This window comes from Rugosimonospora acidiphila, from assembly GCF_039543385.1.
In the GTDB taxonomy this organism is placed as follows: domain Bacteria; phylum Actinomycetota; class Actinomycetes; order Mycobacteriales; family Micromonosporaceae; genus Rugosimonospora; species Rugosimonospora acidiphila.
Genome location: NZ_BAABJQ010000007.1, coordinates 198376 through 211369 on the forward strand (window position 1 = coordinate 198376; position 12994 = coordinate 211369).

12 protein-coding genes are annotated in these 12994 nt (G+C 70.1%); 10 read left to right on the plus strand and 2 right to left on the minus strand.

Going from position 1 to position 12994, the window contains the following annotated elements:
* Positions 1 to 649 precede the first annotated feature (649 nt).
* Positions 650 to 820 (plus strand): hypothetical protein, encoded by a 171-nt coding sequence (locus ABEA87_RS14860; protein WP_345629912.1) that lies wholly within the window; start codon positions 650 to 652, stop codon positions 818 to 820.
* Positions 821 to 903: 83 nt separating this feature from the next.
* On the opposite strand, the gene ABEA87_RS14865 is transcribed toward ABEA87_RS14860, so the two are convergent.
* Positions 904 to 4737 carry a beta-galactosidase gene (locus ABEA87_RS14865; RefSeq protein WP_345629913.1) on the minus strand — a complete coding sequence of 1278 codons (3834 nt, stop codon included), beginning with the start codon at positions 4735 to 4737 and terminating at the stop codon, positions 904 to 906.
* Between the two features lie 190 nt (positions 4738 to 4927).
* On the opposite strand from ABEA87_RS14865, the gene ABEA87_RS14870 reads away from it, so the two are divergent.
* The 9 genes from ABEA87_RS14870 to ABEA87_RS14910 all read left to right on the plus strand — a co-directional run bounded on the left by ABEA87_RS14870 (position 4928) and on the right by ABEA87_RS14910 (position 11894).
* A complete protein-coding gene (locus tag ABEA87_RS14870) occupies positions 4928 to 5512 on the plus strand; it encodes an NADPH-dependent FMN reductase (RefSeq protein ID WP_345629915.1) in 585 nt (194 codons plus the stop codon).
* A gap of 11 nt (positions 5513 to 5523) precedes the next feature.
* Complete coding sequence (locus ABEA87_RS14875) at positions 5524 to 5841, plus strand: hypothetical protein (RefSeq protein WP_345629917.1); 318 nt, start codon at positions 5524 to 5526, stop codon at positions 5839 to 5841.
* Complete coding sequence (locus ABEA87_RS14880) at positions 5838 to 6215, plus strand: MerR family transcriptional regulator (protein WP_345629919.1); 378 nt, start codon at positions 5838 to 5840, stop codon at positions 6213 to 6215. Before ABEA87_RS14875 ends, ABEA87_RS14880 begins: the two co-directional genes overlap by 4 nt.
* A gap of 7 nt (positions 6216 to 6222) precedes the next feature.
* Positions 6223 to 6402: a hypothetical protein gene (locus ABEA87_RS14885; protein ID WP_345629920.1), complete on the plus strand. Its 180-nt coding sequence runs from the start codon at positions 6223 to 6225 to the stop codon at positions 6400 to 6402.
* A gap of 228 nt (positions 6403 to 6630) precedes the next feature.
* Positions 6631 to 8508 (plus strand): ABC transporter ATP-binding protein, encoded by a 1878-nt coding sequence (locus tag ABEA87_RS14890; RefSeq protein WP_345630201.1) that lies wholly within the window; start codon positions 6631 to 6633, stop codon positions 8506 to 8508.
* A 148-nt stretch (positions 8509 to 8656) separates the two neighbouring features.
* Positions 8657 to 9079 (plus strand): DUF1622 domain-containing protein, encoded by a 423-nt coding sequence (locus tag ABEA87_RS14895; protein WP_345629922.1) that lies wholly within the window; start codon positions 8657 to 8659, stop codon positions 9077 to 9079.
* Between the two features lie 122 nt (positions 9080 to 9201).
* Complete coding sequence (locus tag ABEA87_RS14900) at positions 9202 to 9936, plus strand: SDR family oxidoreductase (protein ID WP_345629923.1); 735 nt, start codon at positions 9202 to 9204, stop codon at positions 9934 to 9936.
* 34 nt (positions 9937 to 9970) lie between these two features.
* Positions 9971 to 10867 carry an SDR family oxidoreductase gene (locus ABEA87_RS14905; protein WP_345629925.1) on the plus strand — a complete coding sequence of 299 codons (897 nt, stop codon included), beginning with the start codon at positions 9971 to 9973 and terminating at the stop codon, positions 10865 to 10867.
* A gap of 121 nt (positions 10868 to 10988) precedes the next feature.
* On the plus strand, positions 10989 to 11894 hold the full coding sequence (locus tag ABEA87_RS14910; RefSeq protein WP_345629926.1) for a LysR family transcriptional regulator: 906 nt from the start codon (positions 10989 to 10991) through the stop codon (positions 11892 to 11894).
* Positions 11895 to 11934: 40 nt separating this feature from the next.
* On the opposite strand, the gene ABEA87_RS14915 is transcribed toward ABEA87_RS14910, so the two are convergent.
* A complete protein-coding gene (locus ABEA87_RS14915; protein ID WP_345629928.1) occupies positions 11935 to 12930 on the minus strand; it encodes a carboxymuconolactone decarboxylase family protein in 996 nt (331 codons plus the stop codon).
* Positions 12931 to 12994 lie beyond the last annotated feature (64 nt).

Below are 12994 nucleotides of genomic sequence, written 5' to 3' on the forward strand. Positions count from 1 at the left end.
GTGGTCGCGTGGCCGCCGTCACCGGGTGGGCGGCGTTCGGTCACTTGTCCACAATGGGCTGATCGGCTTGCGCCGGGCTTTTCGGCCGGCAGAACCCATGGCCGGCTGCCAATGCCGTTTCGGCGCGTCGACTCCATCGGCGTCGCGTGACACCGGTCGCGCGACATGGCCGTCGCAGGAATCGTCGTGGTCGCAGGAACCGTCGTCATGGTCGGCATGGTGCTGGCGGCGCGGCAGGGCGGCCCCGTGACGCCACAGATACGGCAGTGGTCGGTCAACGCAGGTGCTCGGTCGGGGACGACGTCAAACCTGTCGCACCGGTCCGGCGGGCCGCCCCTCCCAAGACAGCCTCATCGCGGCGACGACCGACTATCGCTTCGTTTAGCTGAGTGTCAGCGCGCTTCCACTCTTGGTGACCCTACATCACGTAAGGCGTCGCCGAAAGTGAAAACGTCGATGGAATCTCGCACGCTCACCATCCGCTCTTCCTTCAGATTGCCCGGTCCGACCTCCAGATACACGTCTCCGTGCAGCGCCACGACGACCTCTTCACCACCGGCCGAGCGCGCCCATCTCCGCGGTCGAAATCAACCTGACCGCGACCAACCCCTCCTCGACCGGCTACATCACCGCGTACCCGGATGGCTCGGTGCGCCCGACCGCGTCCAGTGTGGACTTCGCCGGCGGAACGACGGTGGCGAACATGGCCGTCATCCCCGTCGGTGCCGACGGAGCCATCGACCTCTACAACGGCGGTGGGGCAACCGTCGACCTGCTCGTCGACCTGTACGGCGCCTACTACCAGTACCCCACGAACTGAGGCTACGGGCGACATTCGCGTGAAGGGCCTGTACCCGTCGAAATGACGGGTACAGGCCCTTCACCGTTGTTCAATCTGGACGGTCAGCCGGCGCAGTGCAGTTGTGCGTCGGCCCAGTCGGCGTTGTCATGGCCGTTTCCGTCGCCGGCGTCGCCGACCTGCAGGGTCAGCACCGACGCGCCGGTGACGTCGGCGGTCAGGTGTACCACCGGGGAACCACCGGTCAGCGTGCCGGTGCTGGCCACCACGGCGCCGTCGGCCAGCACGGCGAACGTGACGGTGCCGCGGCCGGCCGCCGCGTCGTCGATGCCGACATCGGAGGTGAACGACGTGCACCCGGCGGGGACGTCGAGCACCACCTGGCTGACCGAGTTGGTGCCCAGCCCCTTCGGGTACACCGTACCGCGCAGGGTGAGCGCCCCGCCGTCGCCGGAGCCGCTGCCGCCGATGCTCTGGTCCCGCTCGACCGGACCGAACCCGTCGGTCGAGGAGACCCACGGCAGGTCGCTGATGTACTGGTCGCCGCGCGAGCGCACGTCGACCCGCGCGGTGGCACCGGTGCGCATGCTGCCGCCCGGCCCCGTGTAGGTCAGCATCGCGGCGAGCTGATCGGTCGCGGTGCCCGCGTCGGACGCCACGGCGACCGTCCACCCGACGGTCGTCGACGCCCCGCCGGCGAGCATGGTCGACTTCAGGTCACCGCCGGTGACCGTCCACCCCGCCGGGGCGTCCAGCGTCGCCGCCAGGCGGGTCACCGGGGCGGTGCCGTGGTTGGTGACGACCGCGTTGACGTGGATCGTGTCGCCGGAGCGGGCCGGGTTGCCGGCGTCGGTGCTCACGCTGTCGACGGTGACCTTCCCCGCCCTGGCCGGGGTGCCGTAGACCTGCGCCGACCAGGCCGGCGCGGTGTTCATGGTGACCGGGACGCCGCCGCGGACCGTGCCGAGGTTGGTCAGGGAGACCTTCTCCAGCCCGTTGCCGGCGCCGCCGTCGCTGGTGACCGCTATCGCCAGCGTGTTGTTGCCGTGCGGGTCGAGGATCCCGTTGGGCACCACGAACGTGTGCTGTGGCCCGACGTTGGCGATGTACTGGCCCATGTTCCATCCGTTGACGTAGATCAGCGCCCGGTAGTTTCCGCCGGAGCGGAGCACGGACGGGTCGCCGATGGTGATGCCGATCGACGCGTCGTCGTCCTTCGGCACGTTGAGCGGGAAGGCGGTGCGGTACCAGGTGGTCCCGGGTGCCGCCGACGCCGCCGGCAGCGTCGCCGTCGACCAGGTGTTGTCCGGATACCCGGGCAGGTACCAGCCGTCGCGCTCGCCCGACAGCCCGCCGATGTTCTCGCTGCCGCGGGCGGTGTCGACGATGTTCTCACCGCCCTGGTTGCCCTGGATCTTCCAGGCGACCGGTACCGCGTCGGCGCCGCCGGTCGCGCCCGCGAAGGTCGCGGAGATCAGGCCCCGGCCTTCCCGCTGCGCGTCGTTGACGCCGCCATCCTCGTTGTGTCCGTCGTCGCGGACCATCACCGACAGTTCATGCTTGCCGGTGCCGCGGAGGCTGGCGGGGATGGTGAGGGTGACGGTTCCGGTGGTCGGCGGTGAGGACAGGTTGGTGGCGAGCACGTCCTGGCCCAGATAGACGCCGTCCAGCCAGGCCTGCAGCATGCCGGCACCGCCACCGCCGTAGCGCATGGCGATGGTACTCGCCGTGCCGTCGCCGGAGTAGGTGCCGCGGTACCAGACGTCACCCTGGTGGAATCCGTAGTCGTCGGCGGTGAGCACCGGCTGCCCGGCGGGCGGCTTGGTGGTGCTGTTGGTCGTGGTCTTGTTCGCGAGCGCCCACGTCGAGTCGTCGAAGGACGGCTCGGACTCCGGCGACTCGACCGAGGTACGCCAGGTGGCCGAGGACAGGTCGGGCAGCGTCACCGGGGTCGCCCCGGGCAGTCGCGTGCTGGCCAGGGCACTGCCGGCCTGGGTCTGGCTGGTCGGGATGTCGGTGCCGTTCCAGGTGATGGTGGCGTCGCCGGCGCCCCAGACTTCCAGGTCGGCGGGCTGGGCGGTGTCACCGGTGAGGTTGAGCGTGTGCGTGCCGAACGACGCGGTGCGCACCAGCTCCGGTCCGCGTACCAGTACCGGCTGGCCGCCGGTGTCGGGGCGCCAGAAGGTGTCGGCGGTGCCCTGGTCGGCCAGCAGCAGGGTCAGCGGGGCGCGACCGCCGCCGCTGATGCGCACCTCGGTCAGTCCGGAGTGGACGTAGTCCAGGCGCAGGTCGCCGGTTGCCGGATCGAACACCGACTGCGCGCTGCCGGAGAGCACCGTGACGGTCGGCTGGCTGGCGTAGCGCAGGACGGTCTCGCCGTCCTCGCCGGCCGGGTCGTAGAGCAGCGCGATGTCCTGGTCGCCGGAGGAGAAGTGGGTCATGATCTGCGAGGTCGAGTAGACCAGGTGCTGGCGGTCCAGGTCGTAGTCGGCGACCAGGATCTTCGAATCCTGCCCGTTGACGCGCAGCGTGCCGGCCGCCGGGATCTGGTATGTGCCGTCGGCCGTCGTGGCGGTGAAGGTGAAGGCGTCGTTGCTGGTGGCGCTCGACGGGTTGTGCGTGGCGATGTAGAAGTGGGTGCCGGTGTCCGGGTTGACGTCGTGGTACACCCGGATCCGGCTGCTGGACGGGGTCACCACGGCGCCCTTGTCCACCTCGGCGATCGGGTTGACGCTCTGCAGGAACAGGCCCAGTTCCTTCATCGTGGTGGCCTTCGGCCGGATCTGGCGGCCTTCGTCGAACGCGGCGCCGTAGTCGTAGGAGGTGTACACGACCGGTGCCGGCAGCCAACCCCAGGAGGTACCGCCGAAGGTCATGTAGAAGTTGTCCATGGTCAGGCCATTGGCGATGTTCGTCGCGTAGAACACCCGCTCGTACCCGGAGCCCTGGCGCTGCGCGGTGCACGGGTAGGTGCCGACGCTGCCCCAGTAGTCGAACCAGCCACCGCCGAACTCGGCGGTGAACCCGGGCGTGGCCGGCGACGCCGACGCCCCGCCGCCCGCGCCTCCGGGGCCGTAGAGGCCCAGGTCGGGTGCGGCGCTCGGGGCGCCGACCGTACCGTCGGTGTGGCAGGTGCCGCCGGGGTAGGTGTCGAACGCGTACAGGTCGGTCGGGCCGGGTACGGTGCCCGGCACCGTCGAGCTGGGTGGCACCCAGTCGCCGTTGCGCCCCTTGTCGTTGCTGAACAGCGGGACCGTGATGCCGTCCGCGTGCACCTGGTTGGCGAGGGCCTGCATGTAGTTGCGCTGGGACGTGCCGGTGGAGGCCAGCTCATTTTCCAACTGGTCGAGGACGACCGTGCCGGTACCGTTGGTCAGCTGGTGCCGGGCGAGGATCGGATCGATGTGGTGCAGCCAGTCCTCGGCGGCGGCCAGGTAGTCCGGGGCGTCGCTGCGGGCCCGTCCGGCCTGGGTGGTCAACCAGCCGGGGAAGCCGCCGCCGCTGGTCTCCGCGTTGATGTACGGCCCCGGCCGGGCGATGACGTACAGGCCGGCCTTCTGCGCGTCGTCGAGCAGCAGGTCCATGTCGCGCACGCCGGTGAAGTCGTACACGCCGGGTGCCGGGGAATGGTAGGCCCAGTCGAAGTAGATGGAGACCGCGTTGTAGCCCTCGGCCTTCATCTTCTGCAGCACGTCGAGCCAGAGGGACGGGCTGGGCAGCCGCCAGTAGTGGAATTCGCCGGACCAGATGTAGGTGCGCTTACCGTCGATCATCATCGAGTACTTGTCGTAGGTGACGGTGTGCGTGGTCGGCGAGACGGGAGGGGAGTCGCTGGGGTTGCTCGCTGTGGCGGTGCCGGCGGTCAGGCCGATGGCGACCAGGGTTGTCGCGATGAGCGCGACGAGACCACGCCGGGCACGAGATAGTCCGGGGAGCATCGTTCTCCTCTGTGTTGGAGAGTGCGGGAACCTGCGCGGTTTCGATCGATCGTGAGGCGACCGCCGGTGTCTGTCAAGAAATCATGTATGGAAATGTTGCCACATGTGTAATTCTGTCCGATGGAGCTAGCGGTACTTCTGCCGCGTCGCACTTGAGTTCACCTATAGGCGAACTTCTAGCGTCGGTGGCATGACAGCTAACAACCTCTGTGACCGGCTCAGGATCGCCGTGGTGATCGGCAGCGTACGCACGCCGCGCCTGGCCGATCCGCTCGCCGGGTGGCTGGAGCGCGAGCTCGCCGCGTTGGACTGGGCCGACATCGACATGATCGATCTGGCCTCGGTCTCGCTCCCGATGCGCGAACTGCGGGCGCGGGGGGCGGCCCCATCGCCGATCGCCGGCCGGCTCGCGGCGGCCGACGGATTCGTGCTGCTCACCCCGGAGTACAACCACAGCTTCCCGGCGTCGGTGAAGAACATGATCGACTGGCACCTCATCGAGTGGGCGTACAAGCCGGTCGGGTTCGTCGCGTACGGGAGTTCCGGTGGGATCAGGGCCGTCGAGCAGCTTCGGGCGGTGTTCCCGGAGCTGCGGGCCGCCACCGTACGGGAGTCGGTCCTGCTGGCGATGGCGTGGAACCACCTCGACACCACGGGCCGGTTCAACCCACCGCCCGGCACCGTGGAGGCGCTGCACGCGATGATGAACGAGCTGGCTACCTGGGCGCGCGCGTTGCGCTCGGCGCGGGCCGTCGACCTGGTCGGCCGGCCGTGACCGGGGCGGCCGTGACCAGGCTGACCGGGCCGGAACTGCGTGCCGGGATCGTGCTGTCGTTCGGCGGGCTGGTGGCGGTGCTCGGCGTCGGCACGGTGGTGTTCAGCACCCTGTTCAGCGGGCTGACCGTCGCGCTGACCGGCGGAGACGCGCTCGGGGCGTCGGCCGCGGACACCGCCACCGCCGTGGACGCTCAGCGCCTGACCCGGCTCGCGGCCGTCGCGGTGATGTCGATCGCTTTGGTCGTCCGGCTCCGGTCACCCGGCCGGCCCCGACCGACAATGGAGGAGGTGGCGGGAGTAGCGGCGACATCGGGGCGTGAATCATGACGAAGCTGACCGTCGGTCAACTCGCCGACGCCGCCGGGGTGACGCCCAACGCGGTCCGCTTCTACGAGCGCTACGGCGTGATCACCGGCCACCGCAGCAGCGGCAACGCCCGCCGGTTCGACCCCGACGCGATCTGCCGGATCAGGCTCGCGCTCGCCGCGCAACGGGTCGGGATCACGCTCAAGGACAGTGCCGCCATCCTCGCCGACATCCCGCCGATGTCGCCCGACCTCGACCGGTGGACCAGCGCCGGCGCGGAACTCGTCCGGATCGGCCGCGCGCGCGTCAGCCAGCTTCAGGCGACCGTCGAGCAGCTTTCCACCCTCGATTTCCTCGGCCAACCGCAGCCGGCGGCCGGCCGGCCGCGGTCCTGATCGGGTCATGACCAGACTGCGCGTGCGGTCGGTCTTCGCCAAGCTCCAGGTGCGCTCCCGGGTGCAGTTGACCAACCTGCTGCGAGACGGCAGCCCGCGAGGACGGGCCACGCGTGACGACGGCACGATCCGCCGGCCCCGGACGCCTGTCGACCGGCTACGGGCGATCAGCCAGTCCAGGCCATAACCTCCAAGCCGCGAATCAGATAAGGCTGTCGTGCGGCCTTTGACGCGGTACCACCGCGGGTTCCGACCAGCCTCCGGGACGTGAGCGACCGCGCGCCGCGGCAGGCGCGGGACAGAGGGCGCCACTGTCCAACGTTCTCGTAGTGAGGAGCACCCAGTGACGGTATCCGGGACCGACGGCACCACTCGCCGCGCCAGTGCTGTTCCTCGCCAGACCGCGGGCAGCCCGGTGGAGTCGGTGTTGCCGGAGTTGCGGGCGTTGTCGTGGGAGACCGGCATCCGGGCCCGCGCCGACGCGGGCCTGCTGTCCGTCTTCGCCGAGCTGCCCCGCCTGGTCGGCAAGGCGCTGGGGATCAGCTGGCGCGCCGACCGGGTCCGCACCTCGGTCGCCGCGGTGGCAACGGTCGGGGCCGGGGTGATGGCCGCGTTCGGGCTGCTGGCCACCCAGCGGGTACTGGTGGAGTTGTTCGCCGGGGGGCCGACGCCGCACCGGGTGACCGCGGCGCTGCCCGCGCTCGGCGTCCTCACGGTGGCGACGGGAATCCGCGCCGGTGTGGGTATCACGATCGGGTACGCCCAGAACACCCTGGCTCCTCGGGTCAGCCGTGAGGTCGAGCGCGGCCTGTTCGAGGTCACCACGAAGGTGCGGCTGGACGCCTTCGACGAGGACGCGTTCGCCGATGACATGGAGCGCGCCTCTCGGGGGACCGATTCGGCGATCGATCTCGTGCAGGGCGCGATGAATCTGTTCGCGGGGCTGGTCAGCCTCCTCGCGGTGACCGTGGCGGTCATCGTGATCCACCCGCTGCTGTTGCCCGCGTTGCTGGTCGCGACCGTGCCCAACGCGTGGGCGTCGCTGCGGGCCGGTCACCAGCGCTACCAGACGTACACGGCCGGGTCGGTGCGCCGGCGGCGGCTGTGGATCCTGCACCAGCTGATGGCGGAACGGGTCTCCGCCCCGGAACTGCGCTCCTACGGGCTGCGCCAGTTCCTGCTCGATCAGTACGACCGCGTGATGCGCGTGGAGACCGATATCCAGATCGCGCTGGCGCGGCGGGTCACCACGACGACCAGCATCGGATCGGTGATCGGGGGCCTGGCCACCGGCGTCGTGTACGGCCTGCTGGGCGTGCTGCTCCTGGACGGGCAGATCCCGCTGTCGGCGGCGGCGACGTGCGTGATCGCGGTCCAGACGGCGCAACGTGCCCTGAGTACGGTGACCTTCCAGATTGACCGGATCTACACCGACGGGCAGCATTTCGGTGACTACACCGGGTTCATGGCCCGCGCGGTCGACTACCTGCCCGACGCCGGGGGCGGGGTGGCCGTCGCCCCGCTGCGGGAGCTGGCGGTGCGCGGGGTGGGGCTGAGCTATCCCGACCGCGACACGCCGGCCGTCAACGACGTCACCCTCACCATCCAGTCGGGGCAGACGGTGGCGTTCGTCGGCGAGAACGGGTCCGGGAAATCAACCCTCGCGGCGATGATCGCCGCCCTGCGCGCGCCGAGCCGCGGCAGCATCGAGTGGAACGGCCAGCAACTCGCAGAATATGATCCCGCCGGCCTGCGAGCCCGGATCGCCGTGGTCACGCAGGACTACCACAAGTGGCCGTTCACCGCGGCGACCAACATCGCCATCGGTGACGCCGAGGCCACGCCACAGCAGGAACGCATCGAACGCGCCGCCGAACGCGCGGTGGCCCACGAGATGATCCGCGACCTGCCGCACGGTTACGAGACTCTCCTGGACCGTACCTTCGCCAAGGGGCAGGACCTTTCCGGTGGCCAATGGCAGCGGATCACCGCCGCACGTGGGTTCCTCCGGGACGCCGATCTTCTGATCATGGATGAGCCGTCCTCCGCGTTGGATGCCCGCGCCGAGGACGCACTGTTCCAGGCGATCCGGGACCGTCGGGGCAGGGCGACCACCATACTGATCACCCATCGGCTGGCCAACGTCCGGCACGCCGACCGAATCTTCGTCTTGCACAACGGCGCGCTCATCGAGTCCGGCACGCACGACGAACTCATGACCACGGCCGGCCGGTACGCCGAGTTGTTCGCGTTGCAGGCCGCCGGATACCAGAGCGGTCGGAGTTGCGCCTGATGCGAGCTGGCGGCCACGTCCGAGCGGGTGGCGCGCGAATTGCCCGGGGCGGCGGCGGGCGAGGGATACTCCGACGTCGATCGGGAACTCGTTGCCGGAGGGGATCGATCCACCCCGGGGACACAGCGATTGGCGCGAGGAGGTGCCGTTGACCTTTCTGGACCTGATCAGGCGGGCGGCACAGGGGTTCGACGCGATCGGCGCCGCCGTGCTCGTTCTGGGTCTGGTGTGGTCAATGGTGCTGGCGGGGCGGATGTGGCGGGTCACCGGTGGCCACGAGGCCTACCGAGCGCTGCGCCAGCTGTTCGGTGCTGTGCTGCTGCTGGGGCTGGAGTTCTTTGTGGCGGCCGATCTGATCCGTACGGTGGCGGTCTCGCCGAGCCTGCGGAACGTGGCTGTGCTCGGTCTCATTGTCGTGATCAGGACGTTCCTCAGCTTCTCCCTGCAAGTGGAGATCGATGGGGTGGTGCCCTGGCACAAGGCCGTGACCAAGAGCGGGGCCGCGGTGGTGGGCGAGGCGGCACGAGCCAACCGACCCGGCGCGGGTGGCGGTTCCGACCGCGAGGTTTGAACGCCATCTCCAACCATCAGTAATGCTGATGATGATCATCGGAATGATTCGTTGGATTTGATGCCGCGCCGGGGTCAAGCTTGCCTCGCGCGAACGAAGACAACCACAGCAAGGAGAACATCATGGCTACCTCGCAGCGCGTAGCGATCGTCACCGGTGGCTCCCGCGGAATGGGCCGCGCGTTCGCCGTCCGGCTGGCGGCGGACGGATACGCGGTCGTCGTGAACTACGCCGGTAACACCACCGAGGCGAACGCCACGGTCGATCTGGTCACCGGCGCCGGCGGCAAGGCGATCGCCGTGCGGGGCGATGTCGCGGACGAGAACGCGGTCGCGGCGCTGTTCGACACCGCCGAGCGGGAGTTCGGTGGGGTGGACGTGGTCGTGCACGCGGCCGGCATCATGCCCACCAGCCCGCTGGCCGACCTCGACCTGGCGATGCTGGACGAGGTCCTGCGGGTCAACCTGCGCGGCACCTTCGTCGTGAACCAGCAGGCCGTTCGCCGGGTGCGTTCCGGCGGTGCGATCATCAATATCTCCAGCTCGATCGCGAAGTTCTCCCGGCCCGGCTACTCGGCCTACGCCGCGACCAAGGGCGGCGTGGAGGCGATCACCCTGATCCTGGCTCGCGAGCTGCGCGGCCGCGACGTCACCGTGAACGTCGTCGCGCCGGGACCCGTCGCCACCGAGCTGTTCTTTCAGGGCAAGAGCGAGGAACTCGTCGCCCGGATCAGCGCGGAGCCGCCGATGGAGCGCCTCGGTACGCCGACCGACATCGCCGAGATCATCAGCTTCCTGGCCGGTCCGGCCCGCTGGATCAACGGTCAGGTGCTGTACGCCAACGGTGGGGCCATCTGATCCCCGCCTGCCCTACCCCCCGAGGAACACCGCAATGAGCAAGATCATCGTCATCAGCGGAGCGTCCAGTGGCTTCGGCGCGCTGACCGCCCGCGCGTTGGCCGACGCCGGACACACCGTGTACGCCGGCCTGCGAGACTCGGCCGGCCGCAACGCCGCGCAGGTGGCCGCCGCGCGGCAGTACGCCACGGAGCACGGCGTCGACCTGCGCACCGTCGATCTGGACGTCTCCTCGCAGCGGTCGGCGGATGACGCGATCGCGACGATCCTCGCCGAGCAGGGCCGCGTCGACGTGGTCGTGCACAATGCCGGGCACATGGTCACCGGCCCGACCGAGGCGTTCACGCCGGAGCAGCTCGCCGGAATCTACGACACCAACGTGCTCGGCACCCAGCGCCTCAACCGGGCGGCCCTGCCCCACCTGCGCGAGCGCGGGGAAGGTCTGCTGGTCTGGGTGGGCAGTTCCAGCACCCGTGGCGGAACGCCACCGTACCTCGGGCCGTACTTCGCGGCGAAGGCGGCGATGGACGCACTGGCCGTCAGCTACGCCGGTGAGCTGGCCCGGTTCGGCATCGAAACGTCGATCATCGTGCCCGGTGCCTTCACTCATGGCACCAACCACTTCGCCAACAGCGGTCACCCGGCCGACGAGGCGATCGTGGCCGAATACGACAAGCTCTACCCCGACCTGATGGCGGAGGTCGCCCGGCGCCTGGCCGCGTTGGAGCCCGCCGACGCGGACGTGGCGCAGGTCGCCAGGGCCATCGTCGAGGTGGTGGACGCGCCGGCGGGCCGGCGTCCGTTCCGCACCCACATCGACCCCTCCGACGATGGATCCAGCGTGGTGAGCGCGGTCGCCGACCGCATCCGAGCCGAGTTCCTGACCCGGATCGGGCTGCAGGACCTCCTCAAGCCCCATGCTCAGGGCTGAGCAGGCGCCGACTCGTACGGCCGGGGCCGCCGGCACGCCGTTCCCACAGGAGAGTGACGGCGAGCGGCCCCGCCGCCGGGTCCGGGGCTCACGTTCATCGCAGTATGTGATCCTTGGCGGCGTGGAACTCAGGCATTTGGAGTATTTTGTCGCCGTCGCGGCGGAGCGCAGCTTCACCCGCGCGGCCAGCCGGCTGCACGTCGTCCAGTCGGCCGTGTCGGCGGCGATCTCCGCGCTGGAGCGGGAACTCGGGGCGGTGCTGTTCGAGCGCAGCGCCCAACGGGTCGCGCTGACGGATGCCGGGGAGGCGCTCCTGCCGCAGGCCCGGGCGACGCTCGACGCCGCGCAGGCGGCCCGGGACGCGGTCCACGAGGTGGGCAAGGAACTGCGCGGCACTCTCGTGGTCGGCTGCCTCACCGGGGTCGGTGGGATCGATTTCGCGGGGCTGCTGGCCGGGTTCCGTGCCACCCATCCGCGGGTCAACCTGCGGCTGCGGGCCGCGACCTGGGAGGGATCGGCCGGGCTGGCCCGATCGCTGGTCGACGGCGAGATCGACATCGCGTTCCTCGGCGTGAGCGGTCGCCCCTTCCCGCACCTGCGGACCCGTGAGCTGCTGCGCATCCCGCAGGTGCTGGTCGTACCCGCGAGCCACCCATTGGCCCGGCACCGCTCCGTGACGCTGGCCGACGTGGCCGACGAGGAGTTCATCGACTATCCGCTCGGCTACGCCAACCGCGCGGCCAACGATCGGGCGTTCGGCGCGGCCGGGCTGGAACGCAACATCGCCATGGAGGTCGCCGACGTGGCCGTGGCAGCGAACTTCGCCAGCGCCGGACTCGGCGTGACGATCCTGCCGACCCGAGCGGTGCCCCGAAGCCCGCGATGCAAGGCGCTACCGGTCACCGACCAGTCGCTGGAGTGGTCACTGCACGTGGCGACGGCGGAGCAACGCCGGATCAGCTCCGCGATGAAGGCATTGCTCGCGATGGTGGACGCCCACGTGGAGGAGGCGCCCCGGGCTGGGTGACGAACTGGCGCAACCCGGGACGCATCATGCCACTGAGGAGTCAACGCGCGCCGGCGATCGCGCTCTCGATCCGTTCCACCGCGGTGATGGCGCCGAAGCCCAGCAGGAGCACCAGGTCGGCGTCGGTTGTCGAGCCGGTGGCACGCCACCGCTCCACCCGCGCGTCGGTGAGTTCGTGTGGCGCCAGCGCCGCGAGCAGTGCGAGTCCGGCCGCCGGCCGGTCGCCCGGGGAAAGGCCGGCCAGTCGCTGGTCGAGCCAGGCGGCGGACGGATGGCCGCCGTCCCAGTCCGCGACCGTGGCGGCCAGGAGGTCGCGGCCTGGCGCGCTCAACAACGCCGCGCCGGCGGCCGCGGCACCGCGCAGCGTGGCGAACGCCTCGCCGATGGGCGTGCCGGCCGCCCAGTCGGGGGTCAGCCCTCGCGGGATCCCGGTCAGCAACTCCAGACTTTCGCCGGGCGCCAGTTCGCGGCGAACCGTGCGCGCGTAGGTGATGCCTCCCATCCGGCGCACCGAGTGGGACCGTTGCAGGTTGCCCGGGATCAGTCGTTCGTCGGTGAGGGTGGAGAACATGCGGTTGATGAAGTGGGTCGACAGGGCGGTGCCGATGAACTCCGCGGCGACCTCCGTCGGGAATGGCGCCGACCGCGACTCCGCCGCACCGGGGGTTCGGGTGGCCTTAGCCCAGGCGGCGATCCTCGCGAACCTGGGTTCGGTGAGGGGCCGATCGTGCAGGAGGTCCTCCGCGAGCTGATGCTCGCCGGTGGCGTGGACCAGGATCGTGTGCGCGTCGACGCAGAACCGGCACCCGTTGGCCTGCGACACCGCGACGGCGGTGACCTCCTTCTCGGCCCGGGGTGCCCGTCCCACCAGCTCCGACTCTCGCAGGAGAGCCCAGGCCGCGGCGTGCAGGTCCGGTGCGGGAGACACCATCATGAAAGCCGGCTGGCCGAAGTCGGCGGCCGACTGGGCATACACCTGGGCGACCCGACCGGTCGCTGTTCTGCGGGTCAGGGGCGTGACGTGGCGGATCGACATCGTGGACTCCCTCCAATTAACCCGTACGCCACTGTACTAGTTGCCGGCGTCGGGTGGTGTACTC